The 20,509-nt window shown below is 46.9% G+C and carries 13 protein-coding genes and 2 pseudogenes; 9 read left to right on the top strand and 6 right to left on the bottom strand.

The annotated features are described in order from the left end of the window. The first annotated feature begins 35 nt into the window (after positions 1-35). Both DW033_RS10035 and DW033_RS10030 read left to right on the top strand, forming a co-directional pair. Entirely contained in the window at positions 36-2,357 is a 2,322-nt protein-coding gene (locus DW033_RS10035) for a GH92 family glycosyl hydrolase (protein WP_122382716.1), read from the top strand. 17 nt (positions 2,358-2,374) lie between these two features. Beyond that, a pseudogene (locus DW033_RS10030) lies at positions 2,375-2,986 on the top strand (glycoside hydrolase family 92 protein); the annotation flags it as partial. A 212-nt stretch (positions 2,987-3,198) separates the two neighbouring features. Here DW033_RS10030 and DW033_RS10025 read toward each other — a convergent pair. Continuing rightward, positions 3,199-3,924, bottom strand: coding sequence for a toxin-antitoxin system YwqK family antitoxin (locus DW033_RS10025; protein WP_004293712.1), 726 nt, complete (start codon positions 3,922-3,924; stop codon positions 3,199-3,201). Between the two features lie 245 nt (positions 3,925-4,169). Here DW033_RS10025 and erm(F) point away from each other — a divergent pair, with 245 nt between their 5' ends. Further along, entirely contained in the window at positions 4,170-4,970 is an 801-nt protein-coding gene (gene erm(F) / locus DW033_RS10020) for a 23S rRNA (adenine(2058)-N(6))-methyltransferase Erm(F) (RefSeq protein WP_004295323.1), read from the top strand. 197 nt (positions 4,971-5,167) lie between these two features. Here the strand turns inward: erm(F) and mobV are convergent, their stop codons facing one another. The 3 genes from mobV to DW033_RS10000 form a co-directional block, all read right to left on the bottom strand. Continuing rightward, positions 5,168-6,535, bottom strand: a complete 1,368-nt coding sequence (gene mobV / locus DW033_RS10015; RefSeq protein WP_008999098.1) for a MobV family relaxase — start codon at positions 6,533-6,535, stop codon at positions 5,168-5,170. Between the two features lie 592 nt (positions 6,536-7,127). Beyond that, positions 7,128-7,520, bottom strand: coding sequence for a hypothetical protein (locus DW033_RS10005; RefSeq protein ID WP_004293707.1), 393 nt, complete (start codon positions 7,518-7,520; stop codon positions 7,128-7,130). A 17-nt stretch (positions 7,521-7,537) separates the two neighbouring features. Further along, positions 7,538-8,770 (bottom strand): site-specific integrase, encoded by a 1,233-nt coding sequence (locus DW033_RS10000; protein ID WP_004293706.1) that lies wholly within the window; start codon positions 8,768-8,770, stop codon positions 7,538-7,540. Between the two features lie 264 nt (positions 8,771-9,034). On the opposite strand from DW033_RS10000, the pseudogene DW033_RS09995 reads away from it, so the two are divergent. The 6 genes and pseudogenes from DW033_RS09995 to DW033_RS09970 form a co-directional block, all read left to right on the top strand. Continuing rightward, positions 9,035-10,702: pseudogene (locus DW033_RS09995) on the top strand (GH92 family glycosyl hydrolase); the annotation flags it as partial. Between the two features lie 85 nt (positions 10,703-10,787). After that, a complete protein-coding gene (locus DW033_RS09990; protein ID WP_005863499.1) occupies positions 10,788-11,609 on the top strand; it encodes an alpha/beta hydrolase family protein in 822 nt (273 codons plus the stop codon). Between the two features lie 548 nt (positions 11,610-12,157). After that, positions 12,158-13,393: a 3-phosphoshikimate 1-carboxyvinyltransferase gene (locus DW033_RS09985; protein WP_009275210.1), complete on the top strand. Its 1,236-nt coding sequence runs from the start codon at positions 12,158-12,160 to the stop codon at positions 13,391-13,393. Positions 13,394-13,428: 35 nt separating this feature from the next. Beyond that, positions 13,429-13,848, top strand: a complete 420-nt coding sequence (locus DW033_RS09980; protein ID WP_005860099.1) for a hypothetical protein — start codon at positions 13,429-13,431, stop codon at positions 13,846-13,848. Between the two features lie 17 nt (positions 13,849-13,865). Next, positions 13,866-14,669 carry a metal ABC transporter permease gene (locus DW033_RS09975; RefSeq protein WP_005863493.1) on the top strand — a complete coding sequence of 268 codons (804 nt, stop codon included), beginning with the start codon at positions 13,866-13,868 and terminating at the stop codon, positions 14,667-14,669. Positions 14,670-14,676: 7 nt separating this feature from the next. After that, positions 14,677-18,237 (top strand): tetratricopeptide repeat protein, encoded by a 3,561-nt coding sequence (locus DW033_RS09970; protein ID WP_122382715.1) that lies wholly within the window; start codon positions 14,677-14,679, stop codon positions 18,235-18,237. Between the two features lie 16 nt (positions 18,238-18,253). Here DW033_RS09970 and DW033_RS09965 read toward each other — a convergent pair whose 3' ends face one another. Further along, positions 18,254-19,267, bottom strand: a complete 1,014-nt coding sequence (locus DW033_RS09965) for an AI-2E family transporter (protein ID WP_048927003.1) — start codon at positions 19,265-19,267, stop codon at positions 18,254-18,256. Positions 19,268-19,323: 56 nt separating this feature from the next. Continuing rightward, a complete protein-coding gene (gene nagA / locus DW033_RS09960; RefSeq protein WP_005863488.1) occupies positions 19,324-20,499 on the bottom strand; it encodes an N-acetylglucosamine-6-phosphate deacetylase in 1,176 nt (391 codons plus the stop codon). Positions 20,500-20,509: the final 10 nt, after the last annotated feature.

The following is a 20,509-nucleotide window of genomic DNA, read 5'->3' as shown; positions in this document are numbered from 1 at the left end:
TGGAAATAAATATAACTTAATACTACGAATATAACATGATTAAAGAAACATTATTAGCCTCTGCTTTCGGCTTATTGGGATTGGTTACCGTAGCTTGCGGCTCTCAAAAGAAAGATCTGATGGCGGGAACAGATTATGTAAATCCCTTTATCGGGGCGAGTACGAATACGGAGGCGGCCGGTGCTTACCATGGCTTGGGGAAGACCTTCCCCGGTGCGACCACCCCTTTCGGTATGGTACAGGTAAGTCCGAATACGATTACAGGGGGCGACAATGGTTCCGGATATAGCTACGAGCATGAGACAATCGAGGGATTCGCCTTTACGCAGATGAGTGGTATCGGCTGGTACGGTGATCTGGGTAATTTATTGGTAATGCCTACCGTGGGCGATCTGCGTACGAACTCAGGAAAAGAGGGGGGCGTAGCCGGGTATCGTTCCCGGTATGATAAATCATCCGAGGAGGCCAAGGCTGGATATTATAAGGTATTGCTGAGCGATTACCAGATACAAGCGGAGGCGACAGCGGCTCCTCATAGCGGTATGCTGAGATTCGTTTTCCCCGAGAATAAGCAGTCTCGCATCCAGTTGGACTTAGCCCGTCGTGTAGGAGGTACTTCTACGTATCAGGCGGTTCAAGTGATAGATGACCATACGATCGCCGGACGAATGGAATGTACGCCGGAAGGCGGAGGCTGGGGGAATGGTGAGGGTTCTTCCCGGTATACCGTGTATTTTTATGCGCAGTTCTCCAAACCGTTGAAAGATTATGGTGTATGGAGCGTGGATATCCCGGCTGGGCAGGATCGGCATCGGGAATTCGTGGAGAGCCCGGCTTTCCAGACATTGACAGCGAACGCGAAGATTTCGGAGAGACCAAAGGCATATGAGGGCGAGCACCTCGGGTTCTTTACGGAGTTTGAGACCGAGGCGAATGAGGAGGTTCTTTTCAAGGCCGGTATTTCCTTTGTAAGCTTGGAGGGTGCGGAAAAGAACTTGAAAGCGGAGATCAAGGATTGGGATTTTGACGCGGTACGTTCTCGTGCCCGCTCGTTGTGGGATACGGCTTTGGCTAAGATGGATGTCAGCGGTGGAACGGATGAGCAAAAGGTGATCTTCTATACTTCCTTGTATCATGCAATGATCGATCCGAGGATTTACACGGATGTGGATGGTCAATATATGGGCGCGGACGGAAAAGCGCATAAGTCGGATACGTTCACGAAACGTACGATCTTTAGCGGTTGGGACGTGTTCCGTAGTCAGATGCCTTTGCAAACGATTATTAATCCGGTATTGGTGAACGATTTGTTGAAGTCATTGACAACGATGGCTGAGGAGAGTGGGCGTGAGTACTATGAGCGATGGGAGTTATTGAACGCCTATAGCGGTTGTATGTTAGGAAATCCGGCTATATCGGTCTTGGCGGATGCCTATGCGAAAGGTATTTGTAGCTTGGATATGGAAAAGGCTTATCGGTATGCGGATAAAACTTCGAGAATGTTCGGGAATGCGGAGTTGGGCTATACCCCGAATCCGCAGAGTATCTCCAAAACCTTGGAGTATGCGTATACGGAATGGTGTATGTCTCAGTTGGCGAAATCATTAGGAAAACAGGAGGATGCGGTTTATTATGCGAAGTTGGCTCAGTCTTACCGGAATTTATATGATGCGGAGAAACATAGCTTCCGCCCGAGAGATGCGAATGGCCGGTTTGAGGCTTGGCCGGAAGAGGGTAAGCTGAAGGAATGGTACGGCTGTATGGAATGCAATGAGCTGCAACAGGGGTGGTTCGTGCCTCACGATATTCCGGGTATGGTGGAACTGATGGGAGGAACGGAACGGGTGATTGCCGATCTGGATACGATGTTCGACAAGACACCAACGGATTTCCTGTGGAACGCTTATTACAATCATGCGAACGAGCCGGTTCATCATGTGCCTTTCTTGTACAATCATTTGGGACAGCCGTGGAAAACCCAGAAATGGTCTCGTTTCATTTGCGATAAGGCGTATAAGAATAAGGTAGAAGGCTTGGTTGGAAACGAGGATGTCGGTCAGATGTCCGCTTGGTATGTATTGGCGGCATGTGGTTTGTATCCGGTTTGTCCGGGAGATACTCGCTATGAGATATCCAGCCCGGTTTTTGAGAAGACCGAGATCCAGGTTGGTGAAGGGAATACATTTATCATACGAGCCAACCGAAATACCCCGGAAAACACCTATATCCAATCCGCTAAATTAAACGGGATGGATTATACGAGATGCTATCTTGATTATAAGGATATTATGAAAGGTGGCGTACTAGAATTGGAGATGGGCCCCGAGCCGAATACAAATTGGGGCGTGAATAATTAATCAGTAAATAAAATAACATGAAACTCAATACTTTTTATAAACAGGGGGCGGCTTTAGCCCTCTGTTTAACCCTCTCTTTCCCTGTTTTTGCGGAGAAAGACTTGGTACAATACGTAAATACTTTGCAAGGAACAAACTCGACTTACGAATTGAGTTGGGGAAATACCTACCCGACTACGGCGGTTCCCTATCCCATGAATAGCTGGTCTCCACAGACCGGGAAGAATGGTGATGGTTGGAAATACCAATACTCGGCCACTACGATCCGGGGTTTCCAACCGACGCATCAATGTAGCCCTTGGGTGGGAGATTACGGGGTATTCTCTTTGATGCCTGTATCGGAATTGGTTGTTGATGAGTCCAAACGGGCGACTCCGTTCTCTCATGATAAGGAAATTGCCAAGCCTCATTATTATAAGGTTACGTTGGAGAATGGTATTACCACGGAGTTCTCTCCAACTACCCGTTCCGCTCATTTCCGTTTTTCCTTTCCCGCGAAGGGAGACGCTTTTCTCGTACTGGATGGCTATACGAAAACCAGTCAGGTACAAATCGATGTAGCGAACCACCGGATCACCGGCTATGTACACAATGGGGCTTTCTCTCCGAAGACACATAAGAATTATTTTAGATTTTTCTCGGTTTGACTTAACCGATTGAGAAATAAACTTTTAGCGAATTATTTGAGAAATAGAAGTAACGATTTAGCAACTGTGCGAATTTCAGCGTTTTGCGTTGCTATGCTGTCAAATAACTCTTTCATTTGCAAATATAACATCTTTTTCCGAAAGTACGAACTTTCGGTGGCAATTTTATAAAATCAACTTGCGAAAAAAGAAAATCATTCATCCCATTCATGGGTTGTGTCATCGGTGGCGTTGTACTGTTTCCAACGTCCCGATTTCTCGCCGTCGGTGTATTGCCCCTCGATGGTTATATAGGGTTTTCCGTCCCGTGTCGATTCCACACGATAAAAGCCGTCAAGTTTTCCGTTACGGTAGTGTCGTGTAGTCCTGCTGCGAAGCGTGCGCCCATCCTCGAATATTTCCCATTCCTCACCCTCTTTTTTGCCGTCTATATAATGAGATTCAAAAATCTGCTCACCCGTCTTGCTGTCAAAGCGGCGTTCCCGTCCGCTCTCCACACTCTGCCTATACTCCTTTTCGATTTCTATTTTGCCGTTACGAAAATAGGTCTTTACAGTTCCGTCTATCTTGCCTTGCTGCATGGGTGTTTCTTTTCGGGGAGTAACGCCATCTTGGTAATACTCCGTGAATATGCCGTTGCGCTTTCCTTTGGCATATATGCCCGATTCACGCAGTACCCCATCACGATAGCGGAGATAATCACCGTTTATTATGCCGTCGGAAAGTTTAACACGCTCCTCGTCAAGCCCTCGTATAATGCGATATTCTCCCTGCAACGGCTGTTTACTGCCTTTTTCATAATAGACCGTGCGCCGTGCGTTATCCGTTATAGTCTGTAAATCGTCCCATTTTACTATTTGTTGTGCGGAAGCCGTGCCACACAATAGCAAAAAGAGGTATAGTGTTAATATTCTATTCATTGTATTTTTGCTTTTCGAGGTTGATAACGGTTCTCAGCTATACGCAGGCAGGGATTTTAACCACTGAACTTCCTACGAAGAACTGAACTTTAAATTTACCACTTAACTGTCCTACGAAGCACGAAACCCCTGCTTGCGTATAGGTGATGTTATGCGGTCGGTTTTCATTTTCTCTTCTTTCTCGTTAATTTCTGCTGCAAAGTTACTAAATTTGCAGTCAAGTATTCACCTGTAAGAAGTTACTAATGACAAAAAAGAAATTGCCCGTTCGTTTTACGGGTCAGCACTTTACTATTGATAAAGTGCTAATAAAAGATGCAATAAGACAAGCAAATATAAGTAATCAGGATACGGTTTTAGATATTGGGGCAGGCAAGGGGTTTCTTACTGTTCATTTATTAAAAATCGCCAACAATGTTGTTGCTATTGAAAACGACACAGCTTTGGTTGAACATTTACGAAAATTATTTTCTGATGCCCGAAATGTTCAAGTTGTCGGTTGTGATTTTAGGAATTTTGCAGTTCCGAAATTTCCTTTCAAAGTGGTGTCAAATATTCCTTATGGCATTACTTCCGATATTTTCAAAATCCTGATGTTTGAGAGTCTTGGAAATTTTCTGGGAGGTTCCATTGTCCTTCAGTTAGAACCTACACAAAAGTTATTTTCGAGGAAGCTTTACAATCCATATACCGTTTTCTATCATACTTTTTTTGATTTGAAACTTGTCTATGAGGTAGGTCCTGAAAGTTTCTTTCCACCGCCAACTGTCAAATCAGCCCTGTTAAACATTAAAAGAAAACAGTTATTTTTTGATTTTAAGTTTAAAGCCAAATACTTAGCATTTATTTCCTGTCTGTTAGAGAAACCTGATTTATCTGTAAAAACAGCTTTAAAGTCGATTTTCAGGAAAAGTCAGGTCAGGTCAATTTCGGAAAAATTCGGTTTAAACCTTAATGCTCAAATTGTTTGTTTGTCTCCAAGTCAATGGGTAAACTGTTTTTTGGAAATGCTGGAAGTTGTCCCTGAAAAATTTCATCCTTCGTAGTTCAAAGTCGGGTGGTTGTCAAGATGATTTTTCTGGTTTGGTGTCGTCTTTTAAGCTGCCGCATAACATTGTGCTAACAGCGAAATCGGCTGTTATTTTCTTCAAGTATATCACCTTGCGAACAAATATAAAAAAAGTGCAGTACACCACGAACAGCGTACCGCACTTTTTTCGGCAAATCGGGCAGGATTTAACATTTATAGCTTGAATCCCTTGCCTTTCCTTTGCGGTTGTATAGGTCGGCGTATGTTCTGCCTTAACTTCTCGAACTGTTCCTTGAACCACTCGGCAATGGGCTTTCGGTCGATGGCAAGAACCAATTTAGTCCCGTCCGTGGGGTCTTTCAGCACTTGGAAACCTGCCCTTTCGGTCGTGAATTTCCGTCCGTGTTCCTCCGAGTAGAGTTCCCCTGCATACTCCAACGGCTTTCCCTTGACGAGCGTTGCGGTCTGCCTTTCATCGAACCCGACAAGGCGGCAGAGGTTTTCGATACGGAGCATTTCACGGAAATAGGGAAACCATGCTGCCGCCCTTGCGATTACCGTTTTCAGAAACGATATTTCCTGCTTGTGCCTTGTGTCCTTGTCGGCTATCTCCCTGCCGTGCTTTTGCTGCATTTCCCGTATCTCCCTGCTGTGGTCTGCCTGCATGGTCTGTATCCTATCTTGCAGGGCTTCGATGGTTTCCTCGTGGTCGGCTACCTCCTTATGCAGGGCGGTGTTCTCCCTTTCCAGCGTCTTGACCTTGTTACTGCCGAAAAGAGAACCGACGCTCTCGGCGATGTTGGCGGCTGCGGTGGTTGCCGCCCCTTTCAGCTTCTCGGTCTGTATTTCTTTTTTCGCCCGTCTTAGTTCCTCCTGTGCCGTTTCTTTCTGCTGCTGCAAATCCACCACTTCCGCTTTGAGGTCGTCGGAGAGTTTCTGTATATCCCGATAATACTGCTGCGTGGACTTGTGGCGAGCTTTCGAGCCGTCTATGCCCCTTTGCAGCCCGTATTTCGCCATCGCCACGGCATAGGTATCTTGGTAGGACTTCAATTTCAGCCGTGTCATAATATCGTCTGCGCACAGCCTCACGGTGTCGGTCGGCTTCTTGCGGTATCGCTTCTTCGTCTGTTCCTCCCTTTTCCTGCGCTTGCGCTCTCCCTTGACGATGGGGACGAGTGTAACGTGTATGTGCGGCGTTTCCTCGTCCCTGTGCAGGTGAGCCGCCACGATGTTCTCCTTTCCGAACGTGTCGGCGAAGTATTTCAGATTGTCGGCGCACCACTCGTCCAAACGCCCCTCTTCCTCTATCCGCTTCATGTCCTCGTGCGTTCCCGATACGTTGATGCGGATTGCCCGTACTTGGTTGCTTCCGATTTTGCGTGTCAGCCCCGCTTCTTCTAATCTCTGCTGTATAGCCGCCGAACGGTCTTTTATCCCGTCGGGGTATTCGATAAGCCTGCGGTTTAGGTGCGTGCGTGTGGGGTCGGCGTTCTTCGGTATGATGAAACGCTCGATATGTGCGGTCGTTCCGCTGTCGCTGCCGTGCGCCTTTTCCATGTGTAAAACTACGAAACCCATATATTTTTCCTTTCTTCCTTGACTTGTGAAACAATGATTTTTCGTATCTTCGGGGCGGCAAATGCCGTCCCCGATGGGGTGTGCAGAGGGGCTTACCCCTTGCCTTATTGGGGAATTTTCAGCGATACGTAGTATTGCGGCTCGGAAAATTCCCTAATAAGCTACGGTATTTTCTCCGTAAATACCCTGCGGCGTGCCGTCTGCCTGCCCGTCTGCCTTTCGGCTATGGCTGTCCCTGCCGCCTGCTTGCCCGTAACCCCACCTTATTTTTTTCCTTTCGGTCGGTGGGTGGCGGGGCGGTCGTTTCCGTTTTCAAAGGCTCTTTTGCACGGGGCGGTCGGATACAAGGTTTTCCCGATAAATACGCTCGCAGCGAAGCGAGAGGAAGATTTATTGGGAAACGGCGCAGCCGCCTGACCTTTTAGCCGACGTAAAGCCCCGTGCTTGCTTTGCCTTTGTAAACGAAAACGATTGCTCCGCTTTCCTCTGAAAAGAGAAATAGACCCTGCAATATATATCACCATAGTGATAGGTTTGCATGTTTGCATGCTGGTATGCTGGTACGTTTGCATGTTGGTATGTTGGTATATCATCATGCTTTCCAACGGCTGTTGGGCTTGCCGTCCGAAACAACCGACACGAATACCGTCGTTTTCTCTTTTCGCCCGTGTATAATCCTCTCTAATAATGCCCTGCGGACTTTCGCCGCCCCGAACGATTCGACACGGAAAGCGAGGGCGGCTATCGTTTCGAGGTTGTAAACCTCCGCGCTGTATTTGTCCGATAGGCGGATAATGTGCTTTATGTCATATATAGATAAAACTCCGCTTTTGCAGAGTGCCTTTATCCCTGCCCTAACCGTCGGGGCGATAACCCCGAACAGTTCGCAGATTTCCCGCTCGGTCATGGCGGTTGCGCCTATATCGCTCGGCAGGGAGATATTGCCCTGCCCGTCCATCGTGATAATGTTCCTTTCTTCTTTCATCGGTATTCTGTTCTTAATTAGATGGCTCGGCAGATATTCTTCTCCATATCTTCCAACTTGTGCGACAAGGTTTCCATGTCTTGGCTTATCTTCTGGGCGGTGATTTTGGCGTAAATTTGGGTGGTCTTTATGTTCGTGTGCCCCAAAAGGCGGCTCACCGTTTCGATGGGTACGCCGTGCGACAGAAGTACGGTCGTGGCGTTCGTGTGGCGTGCGACATGGTAGGTCAAGCGTACCTTGAAGCCGCATTGTCTGCCTATATCTTTGAGTATCTTGTTACAACTGCCGTTGTTCGGAACGGGGAAAACATGACCGTCCCTTGCCAGCCCCTTGTACTTCTCGATGATACGCTTGGGAACGTCCAAAAGGCGGATGTTCGATTCGGTGTTGGTCTTCTTTCTTCGGGTGATTATCCACAGGTTGCCGTCGAAGAATGTTTGCAGGCGGTCGGCGGTGAGGTTCTTCACGTCCGAATACGCCAAACCCGTGAAAACAGAAAAGACGAACAAGTCCCGTACAAGCTCGTGGGTGGCGTTCTTCATCGGTGCGTTCATGAGCGTCTGTATCTCCGTTTGGGTGAGGTAGCCCCTGTCCACGCTTTCGGGAGAGTTGATATATCCCGCAAAGGGATTAAAGGGCAAACGCCCGTCGTTCCTCGCTATGGAAACGATGTGTTTCAACACAATCATGTAGCCCCACACGGTATTGGTGCGGCATTTCTTCTCCGTGCGCAGAAAATACTCGAAGTCGTTGATGAACGTGAGGTTGAGTTCCTTTAATGGAATATCCTCACGCTTGTAGGTATGGGGCAGGAACTCCCGAATATGGTTGCAGACCGTCCGATAACGGGTAAATGTACCCTGCGCCCTGCTGTGCCCGACTTTCTTCTCGAACTCGGCGTTGTGCTGCTCGAACAGCTTCAGCAAAGTTTCCTGCTTGACGCCGATACCGAGATAGGCGTCTTTGAGTTTGGCGGCGGTAACATAACCGTCCGTCTGCATTAACTCTTGATAGCGGCGGTTTACTTCCACACGGATTTTATCTACCGCAAGGTTGATTCTCTGCGCTTCGACGCTCTTGCCCGAAGCACGGTTGTTCTTCACGTCCCACAGCCGTGGGGGAACGTCCATCTTGCAACTGAACTGTTTAATCTCGCCGTCCACCGTGATACGGCACATTAAAGGCAGGTTGCCGTTCGGCTTCTCGCTGCCTTTCTTCACGTAAAATAATACCTTGAATGTACTACGCATAACTCACTCCTTTTTTTGGTTACAAAATTAGTTATTAGTGAGTTACCGACTGCTATGCAAAATTACGCAAATCGCAGAAACAGAACCATTTAGCAAGAAATTCACACCCGTTACGGGGGTAATGAGGTGGTAACTGAACTTCTGCGCTGTTTGGCTTCGAGGTGGTATTTCGTTGGCTCTGTCCCATAGAAAAACAAAGCGTAACGAACGCTGTATCAGCTAATTCGCTACGTTTTACCCAAATTTACTTTTTCGCTATGTGTTTATTTTATCATTCAATTTGATAAGCCTTTCGTTAGCTATGGTACATGGGAGAATCGTAAGAATACGATCCAGAAGAATAATTTGAGCCGGGAAGGGGAAGGAATCGGTGCCTATGTACAATTCGCGAAAGGCTCTAAGGTACAGGCCAAGGTATCTACCTCTTATATCAGTCCGGAACAAGCGGAGGTTACGATGACTCGTGAGCTAGGTAAGCACTCATCGGTAGAAGTGACGAAGCAAGCGGCTGCTGACGTATGGAACCAGCTATTGAATCGTGTGTTGGTGGATGGTGGAAGCGAGGAGGATATGAAAACCTTCTACTCCTGCATGTTCCGTGCCAATTTGTTTTCCCATAAGTTTTATGAGGAGAAAGAGGATGGTTCTCCTTACTACTATAGTCCGTACGATGAGAAGATTCATGATGGATATATGTTTACCGATAATGGTTTTTGGGACACTTTCCGTTCCCAGTTCCCGCTGACCAATATCTTGCACCCTACGATGCAGGGGCAATATATGCAAGCCTTGCTAGACGCTCAGGAGCAATGTGGCTGGTTGCCTTCTTGGTCGTTCCCGAGTGAGACCGGCGGGATGGTCGGGAATCACTCGATCTCTTTATTGACGGATGCTTGGGTGAAGGGTATCCGCACTTTCGATCCGGAGAAAGCCTTGAAAGCGTATGCGCATGAGGCGATGAATAAGGGACCTTGGGGCGGTGCCAACGGACGGGTTCGTTGGAAGGATTATTATCAGTTGGGATATATACCTTATCCGGAATCCATGGGATCTACGGCACAGACGTTGGAATATTGCTATGATGACTTTTGTGCGTATCAGTTGGCGAAAATGACTGGGAATAAGTTTTATGAGGAGGTCTTTGCCCGCCAGATCTATAATTACAAGAATGTGTACGATCCTTCTGTCGGTTTTATGAGAGGTCGTAAATTGGATGGTAGTTGGGCGGATTTCGATGCTTTCGAATGGGGCGGTCCTTATTGCGAGGGGAATGCTTGGCATTACAATTGGTCGGTTTTCCATGATGTCCAAGGGTTGATCGATTTGACAGGAGGTGATGAGCGTTTCGTGGCGAAGATCGACTCTGTTTTCGCTTTACCCGGTATCGTGAAATATGGAACATACGGAACGAAAATTCATGAGATGCTGGAGATGGAATTGGCGAAGATGGGACAGTACGCCCAAGGTAATCAACCGATCCAGCATATGATTTACTTGTATAGTTACGCGGGTCAGCCTTGGAAGACGCAATATTGGATTCGTCAGGTGATGGATCGGTTATATAATAGCTCGGAAAATGGTTATCCGGGTGATGAGGATCAAGGCGGTATGTCTTCTTGGTACGTATTGAGCGCGTTGGGTATCTACAGTGTTTGCCCGGGGACGGATGAGTATGTATTGGGTAGCCCGAAATTCCGGAAAGCTACGATTACGATGGAGGATGGCAAGAAGTTCGTGATCGAGGCGAAAGGGAATAGTAAGGATAACGTATATATCCAAAACGCTACCTTGAACGGGAAGAGACATACACGTAATTATATCCATTACAGCGATATCGTGAATGGGGGCGTGCTGGAGCTTCAAATGGGTAATCAACCGGAGAAGACGAGAGGAACTGCGAAAGAGGATCGTCCTTTCTCGTTAAGTAAATAAGTTTTTGGCTGTAAAATCTGTATATTTGTCCCCGTAGTTCCTTGAAAACAAGGCTACGGGGAATTAATCATTAATGTTCACTGATATGAATTGGATGAAAAAGGTAGCGGTAGCGTTGGTTTGTTTGCTTCCGCTCGGTTTACAGGCAGCGAAGGTAGATACTTTGCAAGTGAAAAGTCCTTCGATGAATAAAAGTATAGAGGTAGTCGTGGTAAGTCCGGATATGGCTGCGACGGAAGCGTGTCCGGTGATTTATTTGTTACATGGCTATGGCGGTAACGCTCGTACATGGGTCGGTATCAAGCCGGATCTACCTAAGATCGCTGATGAGAAGGGTATCTTTTTCGTATGCCCGGATGGTAAGAATACGTGGTATTGGGATAGCCCTTTGAACGCTGATGTACGGTATGAGACTTTCATCTCGGATGAGTTGGTGAAATACGTGGATTCCCATTATAAGACAGTGGCCGATCGTAAGGGACGTGCTATTACTGGTTTGAGCATGGGTGGACATGGCGCTATGTGGAATGGCCTTCGTCATAGCGATGTTTTCTCCGCGGCGGGAAGTACCAGCGGTGGCGTGGATATCCGCCCTTTCCCGAAAAACTGGGAGATGAGCGTACAAATAGGTGAGAAAGCAAAATATCCGGAAAACTGGGAGAAGTACACGGTTATCAATTTGGTTCCAACCTTGAGGAAAGACCAGATCGCTTTGATCTTCGATTGCGGTGACAGCGATTTCTTTTTGGAGGTGAATAAGAACTACCACGAAGCGTTATTAAAACAAGGCATCGACCACGACTTTATCACTCGCCCGGGTAATCACGATTCACAATACTGGAATAATTCTATTGATTACCAGATCCTCTTTTTCTGGAAACATTTCTTGAAGATGAAGGCCTTGTGATAAGACCGTTTGGCGATTTGACATTTTGACATTTTGTAAACTGAAGTCCCGGAGAACCGATTTTTCCGGGACTATGTACGACTCATTGCCAAATACGCAAGAAAAAAACAATAATTCGTTCATTGATAATACAATACCGAAAAACCGCCTTTCATTCTAGCGAAAATAATTCATCCTAATTCATATCCATTGACTTCTTCGGGCTATCCGATAGGGTTACGACTGGGTTCTAACCGGGTTACGATGCCTATTCACGACTATTGACAACCCTATTCGTGACTGTTTATAATGCCTAACGGCAGTATTGGCGTCGCCCAACGCGACTATACGTGTAGGCTTTTGTCGCCTTTCGTGCTTAAAAACGGGAATACTCTCACTTAAAAGGGCGTTTTATAGCCCCTCACGTCTACTGGTTGGGGCGATTCAAACGAATGCCTTGTCACGATTCGCATTCGAAAAGAAGCATAAAGAAAGTTTCCCGCTGTTATACTCCATATGTACGCTAATTTTCGTACTTTTGCCTCTTGAATCTTGAATATACGAAAGCGATGAATTATCAGATAGATGCTCCGGGTTCCGCTATCCGGACTACCGTAAAGCTTCCCGCTTCTAAAAGTATCAGTAACAGGGCATTGATCTTGAATGCGCTAAGTTATAGCGCATACGATGTGGAGAACTTATCCGATTGCGATGATACAAATTTGATGGTAAAGGCATTGAACTCGAACGATCGGGATTTTAATGTGGGTGCGGCGGGTACGACGATGCGTTTCCTTACTGCTTTCCTCTCGAAGGTGGTGGGCGAATGGACGATTACGGGAACCGAACGCATGAAGAACCGTCCGATCAAGGTGTTGGTGGATGCGCTGAACGCTTTAGGCGCCCGGATCGAGTACATGGAGAAGGAGGGTTATCCTCCTTTGCGTATTTTCGGAAGCGCCTTGCAAGGCGGAGAGATCTCGCTACCGGGAAATGTTAGCTCTCAATATATATCCGCTATCTTGATGATCGCCCCGTTAACAGAAAATGGGGTTACGTTGCATTTGGAGGGCGCTATTATCTCTAGGCCCTATATCCATATCACCTTGCAATTGATGGAGCAATATGGAGTGAGAGCCTCTTGGACGGAGAATACGATCAAAGTACTTCCCCAAGAGTATAAGCCGATTCGTTTTACGGTGGAATCCGATTGGAGTGCCGCTTCTTATTGGTATGAGATCATGGCGTTATCGAAAAATGCTGAGATCGAATTGTTAGGTTTATTCAAGAATAGCTTGCAGGGAGATGCCGCCGGAGCGAAGTTGTTCGCTCAATTGGGAGTGGGCACTACTTATACGAAACGTGGAGTCGTGTTAAAGCATACTGGAAATATCTGTGAGAAGTTGGTTTATAACTTCGTGAATGAACCGGATTTGGCTCAAACCTTTGTGGTGACTTGCGTGTTATTAAATATCCCTTTCCGCTTTACGGGACTTCAATCATTGAAGATCAAGGAGACGGATCGGATCGAGGCATTGAAGACAGAGCTTCGTAAATTAGGTTATGTGTTGACGGATCGCAATGATAGCATCTTGGAGTGGAACGGTGAACGCAGGGAACCGGAGTCGCATCCGGTAATCGCCACTTACGAGGATCATCGGATGGCTTTGTCATTCGCTCCCGCCGCTTTGGTACGTCCCGAGGGGATAGAGATCGCCCACCCGCAAGTGGTCAGCAAGAGTTATCCCCATTATTGGGAAGATCTTAAGGCCGCTGGTTTCTCTATTAGGGAATCAGCCCTTTAATTTTCAGTTTTCAATTCTCAACTTTCAATTGAATTATGTGGTACATTGTCATAAGTCTTATAGGCCTGGGTGTCGTAGCCGCTATCGCCGGGTATTTCCGGAATAAGAAACTTCAGAAGATGCTGGAACGGGGGGAGATCTCGGAGATCCCCGAGGCACAGGAGATCCCGGAGGTTTGCTGCGGACAACATGAGACTTGCGAGCGGGATAGTTTATTAGCTGCCGTCAGCAAGAAAATCGAATATTATAACGATGAGGAACTGGATCGGTTCCAAGGAGTGGAAGCGGACGCTTACGATGAGGAAGCCGTTGAGGAGTTTAGTGAAGTGCTTTATACCCTCCGGGAAGTGGAGGTGGCCGGTTGGCTCCGTAGCCTGCAATTGCGAGGGATCAATTTGCCAGATGCCTTGAAGGATGAGGCATTCTTGATCATTGGCGAACGCCGTACTCATTAATTTAGGAAACGAATCATATGGATTTATTGCAATATGCCTTTTTTCAGAACGCCTTGATCGGGAGCTTGCTAACCGCTATCGCTTGTGGGATTGTCGGGACTTACATCGTATCCCGCCGGTTGGTATTTATCAGCGGAGGGATCACGCATGCTTCGTTCGGTGGTTTGGGCTTGGGTTTTTATCTGGGAACAAATCCGATCTTGATGGCGATGCTGTTCTCCATCCTCTCCGCTTTTGGCGTGGAGTGGGCGAGCAAGACGCAAAACGTAAGGGAGGATTCCGCTATAGCGGGCGTATGGTCGCTGGGTATGGCTTTGGGAGTGATCTTCATCTTCCTTACCCCGGGGTACGCCCCGAATCTATCCGCCTATCTATTTGGTAATATATTAACGATCTCTACGGCCGATATCTTATGGATTTTAGGGTTGGTGGTATTGTTGATACTCATATTCTCCCTTTTCCTCCGTGAGATTGTTTACGTGGCGTTCGATCGTGACTTCGCTGTCACGCAAGGCCTACCGGTAAAATGGATCGAGTATACGATGATGTGCTTTATCGCCATGACAATTGTTCTTTCGATCCGGTTGGTAGGGATTATGCTATTGATGAGTTTGCTGACCCTGCCTCAAATAACGGTGAACCTGTTTACTTCCGACTTCAAGAAGATCATATGGGGAAGTATCGCGATCGGCTTTCTGGGTTGCGTGTCCGGACTGGTTCTTTCTTATTTCCTGAACGTGCCTTCCGGTGCGTTTATCATCTTGTTTTTGGTGGTCCTCTTTTTGGCCTTGAAAGCAATAAAACCGTTGTTACGGCGTTAATTAAAGAATGAAAAAAGGGTTTTACTACATAGTGGCGTTATTAACGGTACTCTTGCTTTGGTCGTGCAGCACGAAGAAGAACACGAAAGCGAGCCGTTTTTATCATGCCTTTACGACCCGTTATAATATTTATTTCAATGGAAAACAAGCGTTTGACGAGGCACTGAAAAGCCAACAGGACGGATATAAAGAGAACTATTCCGACAGGATCTATATGTATCCGATTAGCGCCCAGCCTAAAGACAAAGCCGAGCCGGGCGGCCCTTTCGACCGGACGATCGAGAAAAGTAATAAAGCTATTAAACTACACTCCATAAAAGCGAAACCGGCCAAGAAACCGGGCTGGCGGAATAATCCCAAACTACGTGCTATCCAAGAACAAGAGGAATATAACCCTTTCTTAAAGAATAGTTGGCTGATCATGGGACAGGCGCAATTCTACAATGCCGATTTCCTGCAAGCCTCCGCTACCTTCTCCTATATAGCCCGTCATTACGCGAAGGACGAGGAGGTCGTGGCCGAGGCCCGTTTGTGGCAAGCCCGTTGTTATTCCGAGATGGGTTGGTTCTATGAATCCGAGGATATCTTGGATAAGATGAACAAGAACGGTATTCCTGCTTCCGCTTTGAAGCAATATGCGGCGGTGTATGCCGATTATTTGATCAAGAACGGGCAGTTCGAGGATGCCATCCCTTATCTGAAGACCGCTATCAAGGCGGAGAAAAACCGGAAGCAACGTACCCGGATGAAGTATCTTTTGGGACAAATCTATGCGGATCAAGAATTAGATGGCTTGGCTTATAAGACCTTTGGTGAGGTAGCCCGTTCGAATCCTCCGTATGAGTTGGAATTTGCCTCACGTATCCGTCAGACAGAAGTATTCTCGGGTACGAATTACTTGAAAGTGGTGAAGATGCTCGAGAAAATGGCGAAAAGCCAGAAGAATAAGGATTATCTGGATCAAGTATACTATGCTTTAGGAAATGTATACCTCAGCCGGGAAGATACGGTGAATGCCATAAAGAACTATCAACTCGGTATCGATAAGAGTACATTGAATGGAATGGATAAGGCGATCTGCCAGATAAAGCTGGGAGATATCTATTTTACGATGCGGGATTACGTGAAAGCGCAACCTTGCTTTAGCGGAGCCTTAGCCGGAATTCAAAAGGAATACAGGGATTATGAACGGGTTTCTAAATTGTCGGCGATTCTGGATGAATTGGTTGTGCATGTAGAAGCGGTCCATCTTCAAGACAGTTTGCAAGCCTTGGCTAAATTACCGGAAGCGGAGCGGTTAGCGATTATCGATAAGAAGATTGAGGAGGTAAAGAAAGAGGAGGAAGAGGCGAAAGCCTTGGCTGAGAAGGAGGCTTATCTGGCCGAGCAGGAAGCGAAAGGCACCGGAATCGACCGCCCCGGTACGGAAACCAACGCTGTTGTCTTGCCGAATGCGGCCGGTGGAGCGTCTTTCTATTTCTATAATCCTCAGACTGTAGCGCAAGGAAAGACACAGTTCCAGCGTAAATGGGGACGTCGTCCGTTGGAAGATCACTGGCGCCGCCGTAAGAAGGAACTCTCTACCTTTAATGAGAATCTGGATGAGGAGATGCTGGTCGAGGGAGATTCCACCCAAATGGTAGGGCCGGACGGTGAGCCGTTGCCGACCGATTCGATAGGCGGTGATCTGCCGGCTGTTGCCGCCGATGATCCGCATACCCGTGAGTATTACCTACAGCAGCTACCTTTCACGCAAGAGGATATAGACGCTTCTAACATTATTATTATAGACGGTCTTTACAATATGGCGATGATCTATAAGGATAAGTTGGAGGATATCCCCTTATCTGTCGAGGCGTTCGAGAATTTGGAACGCCGTTTCCCGGATCATGAGCACCGTTTGGAGAGCTATTATCAAGTATACTTGATGGCCTTGAAAACCGGAAATACAGCGTTGGCTACCGAGTATAAGAATAAATTAATGAACGCCTTCCCGGAAAGCGATTATGCGGTAGCTGTGGCTGATCCGAATTACGAGTATAATATCCGCATGATGGATGTGGTACAAGACTCGATCTATCAAGCTACTTACGACCGTTATCTGGAGAGCGATACAGCGTATGTACGTAAGAGTTTCCGGTACGTAAGCGAGAAATATCCATTGGCTACATTGATGCCTAAATTCATGTTCTTGGATGCGTTATCATATGTGCAGGCCGGGGATGCGGAAGGCTTTAAGAATGCCTTGAAAGCGCTGGTCGAGAAGTATCCGAACGCGGATGTCACGGAACTGGCCGGGGAGATGTTGAAAGGTGTTCTTCGGGGACGTGCCTTGGTGCAGGGCGGTGTGAAAGGTATGAGTTGGAATTTACGATTCGGTTTGGGCGAGGATGGTATGTTATCAGCCGAGGATTCGGCCCGTGTATTTAATCCGGAACGGAACACGCCTTATCAGATGCTTTTGGTATATCCTACGGGTAGCGTAGATCAGAACCAGTTGCTATTCGCTGTCGCCGCTTATAACTTCGCGAACTTCATGGTGAAAGAGTTTGATTTGGCTTTGGAGCAGGCCGGCCCGATCAGTATGCTGGCGATTAAAGGATTTATTAGTTTTGACGAGATTATCCAATATTATAAGATGATATACGGTAAGGATGGCTATGCTACGGCCTTGAATAAAGCGGTTGCCGTGTTACCGATCTCTGATGATAATTATGAGACCTTGATGCGTGGCAAGACCTTGGATGAATATATCACCTTCTTCGATGAGAGCTTCGGTGAGGAATTACCGGATCTGGCAGGTCGTTGGAAAGCCCGTATGGAAGCCGCTAAGGAGGAGGAGGCGACTGAAGATGAAATGATCACGGAGGAAGAAGCCGAAGTGCCGGAAGAGGCAGATGAATTGAAACTAGAAGTTGAACCGGAAAAACAACCTGTTACAGAGCCGGAGGAGGAACAACGGCCTGTTCAAGAACCTGTTCGACAGCCCGCTATACCAGTCGTCCCGGATACGATTGAGGTCCCTGCGTTTGACAAACCGGAAATCCAGCGTGTCGATACCCTTCGTAAGGATACGGTTCCTGTTGTTCAGCCGGCGGTTGAGGATCAAGGCATGACCTTGAAAGAAATCCAAGAGATCCGTAAACGGGAAGCTGCCGAAGAAGAAGCCCGCAAGGAAGAGGCTCGTAAGGCTTTCGAGGCCCAGCAAAAGGCGGATAAGGAATTACGTGAGCAGAAAGCGAAAGAACAGGAAGAACTTCTCAAGAAGCAAGCGGAGGAAGAACGTGCCCTGTTGAAAGCGAAGGCTGATCGAGAGAAACAGTTGGAAGCTGATCGCAAGGCCAAGCTGAAACAAGCGGAAGCCGACCGTAAGGCGAAACTGAAAGCTCGTGAGGACCTTCGTAAGGAAAAGGAACGTGCTTATAAGCAACGCTTGAAAGAGAAAGAAAAAGAACGTAAGGAGAAGGAACGCTTATACAAGCAAAAATTGAAAGAGAAAGAAAAAGCCCGCAAGGAAGCCTTGCGGGAAAAGGAAAAGGCCGCCCGGGAAAAGGCCCGGAAGCGTTAATTGCGTTAGATACTCTTTATTTATCCAAATAGCTCTTCTTGAAGATATCTATACAAAGAAGGAATAAGGATAGTAACAACGGCCCGAAGATGATCCCCATAAATCCGAATAAGGACAACCCGATTACGACTCCGAAGACGGTGATTAACGGATGTATATCCGCCAACTTCTTTTGTAGGATAAAACGAATCAGATTATCGACGTTCGTAATGACAAGCAAGGCATAAATAGTCAATCCCAAGGCATGTACCCAATCTCCGTTTAAAGCCATATAAGCCGCCAACGGAACCCAGACCAATGCGGTCCCTACAATGGGAATGATCGTAGCGATACAAGTGAGAAACCCAAATAACAGCGGATCGGGAGTCTGAAAGATAAAGTAACCGATCACCGCTACGATACCTTGTATAACCGCCAAAAGAGGGATACCTATGGCGTTTGATTTTACGATCATATTGATCTCGTTGAGTACCTCATCCTTGTTTTGATCACTGAAGGGGAATAAGGTGTATAGATAGTTTTCCATTTTTCTTCCGCCTATCAGCATGAAGTACAGAATGAAAATCAAGACGACGACATTTACGGCGAAACTGCTTATGCTACCCACTAAAAACTGTCCGATTTGTGGGAGTATAGAGGCCGCTTTTAATAAGTTTCCTCTATCCAGTACATCAAACCCGGTCTTTTCCTGAACTAGATCCGCTATATGTTGGCCTGTATTTAGCAGTACAGTCGGGTCTAAATTAATATTTTGAGTTTTGTTGATTACCAACCAGATCGCCAATGTGATTGGGATTAAGAAACATAAGATTGTTTCCCCCAGTAACAGTAAAGCTGCAAAAGCCGGTCTCATATTTAGCTTTTCTGTCAGGTGGAACATCTGTCCACGCAGCAATATATAGATGGTGAATGCTCCAAGTATACCTCCAAGAAACGGGGTAATCTTAAAAAATAGAATTACCCCTAGTCCTAATATAATGGTGATCAATGAGTATCTCCAGTAATGTTCTTTTACGTTTTCCATATACATTCATGCCCTTATTTATCTAAAAACAAGATAGGAGAAGTCATTGTTTATTGGATTTCTTATTCTTTGGAGAGCCGTTTACCTTCGATGAAGGTCTCTTGAATCTCTATATCGTTGTTGAAAATGATGATATCGGCATCCTTTCCTTTCTCCAATGTTCCTTTACGGTCTAAAATACCCATTAGGCGGGCCGGACTTTCGGAAGCCATACGAACAGCGTCGTGCAATGGAATTTCCGCTTTCTCGACTAGGGTACGGATCAAACGGATTCCGGTAGCTATACTTCCTGCGATAGCTGAGCGATCGGCTAATTTACATACGCCTTCCTCAATAATTACCCGGGAGTCCGGAAAATGTTCCGTACCGTTATCGCAAGCGGCGGCGGCCATTGCGTCCGTGATTAAGGACGTACGTTCTACCCCTTTGATTTGATATACCAACTTTAAGATTGCTGGCGGTACGTGGATACCATCGGCTACAACTTCAACGGTCATATCTTTCATGAGATAAATACCTTCTACCGTTCCTTCATGTTTATACTCACGGTCTTTATGGACGGAAGTCATGGCATTGTAGAAGTGGGTAGCATGGGTGAATCCGGCTTCGTATGCTTTTTTCACTTGGAGATAATCGGCTGTGGTGTGGGCTAGTGAAACCAACACACCATGAGCTGACGCATATTTACCGAATACCAAAGCCCCGTCAAGCTCGGGGGCGGCGCTCCAGCGTTTAATACATTGGGTACTGTTTAGTAATTCCTTATATTCTTGGGGATCGGGCGGGTAAATATAATTAGGGTCTTGTCCGCCTTTCATAGCCATATTCAAATAGTTGCCTTCGAGATGTAATCCCATGATACGGGCCCCCTGTTCCGGGTGGTTCATGATGTGCTCGCAGGTCTTGATCGCTTCCCGGAAGGTCTCGATAGGGGCCGCTGCCAATGTAGGATATAAAGCCGTTGTTCCCTGTAAAGCATGTGCTCTTGTGATCGCATAGAACGCTTTCGGGGTAGCTTCCGTGAAATCATGTCCGTTGCCGCCGTGTACATGCGTGTCGATACAGCCGGGAGCCACATAATATCCTTTTGCGTCGATGATCTCCGCATGAGGAATCTCCCGGTTTTGCCCGGTGATCTCCACTATTTTCCCATCCGAGATGATGATTTGCCCGTTTGGTAGGAGGCCCGAAGGAGTTAATACTTTTGCGTTTATGATTTTAAGAAATGCGCTTTCCATATATTTTGTT

It is taken from the genome of Parabacteroides sp. AF39-10AC, from assembly GCF_003635405.1.
Classification (GTDB): domain Bacteria; phylum Bacteroidota; class Bacteroidia; order Bacteroidales; family Tannerellaceae; genus Parabacteroides; species Parabacteroides distasonis.
The sequence above is the reverse complement of the archived record's forward strand: the minus strand, read 5'-3'. Positions and strand labels throughout refer to the sequence as shown.

Coding starts and splice junctions, on each gene's coding strand:
- DW033_RS10035 (WP_122382716.1), top strand. CDS start 36: ATGATTAAAGAAACATTATTAGCCTCTGCTTTCGGCTTATTGGGATTG.
- DW033_RS10025 (WP_004293712.1), bottom strand. CDS start 3,924: ATGAATAGAATATTAACACTATACCTCTTTTTGCTATTGTGTGGCACG.
- mobV (WP_008999098.1), bottom strand. CDS start 6,535: ATGGGTTTCGTAGTTTTACACATGGAAAAGGCGCACGGCAGCGACAGC.
- DW033_RS10005 (WP_004293707.1), bottom strand. CDS start 7,520: ATGAAAGAAGAAAGGAACATTATCACGATGGACGGGCAGGGCAATATC.
- DW033_RS10000 (WP_004293706.1), bottom strand. CDS start 8,770: ATGCGTAGTACATTCAAGGTATTATTTTACGTGAAGAAAGGCAGCGAG.
- DW033_RS09990 (WP_005863499.1), top strand. CDS start 10,788: ATGAATTGGATGAAAAAGGTAGCGGTAGCGTTGGTTTGTTTGCTTCCG.
- DW033_RS09985 (WP_009275210.1), top strand. CDS start 12,158: ATGAATTATCAGATAGATGCTCCGGGTTCCGCTATCCGGACTACCGTA.
- DW033_RS09980 (WP_005860099.1), top strand. CDS start 13,429: ATGTGGTACATTGTCATAAGTCTTATAGGCCTGGGTGTCGTAGCCGCT.
- DW033_RS09975 (WP_005863493.1), top strand. CDS start 13,866: ATGGATTTATTGCAATATGCCTTTTTTCAGAACGCCTTGATCGGGAGC.
- DW033_RS09970 (WP_122382715.1), top strand. CDS start 14,677: ATGAAAAAAGGGTTTTACTACATAGTGGCGTTATTAACGGTACTCTTG.
- DW033_RS09965 (WP_048927003.1), bottom strand. CDS start 19,267: ATGTATATGGAAAACGTAAAAGAACATTACTGGAGATACTCATTGATC.
- nagA (WP_005863488.1), bottom strand. CDS start 20,499: ATGGAAAGCGCATTTCTTAAAATCATAAACGCAAAAGTATTAACTCCT.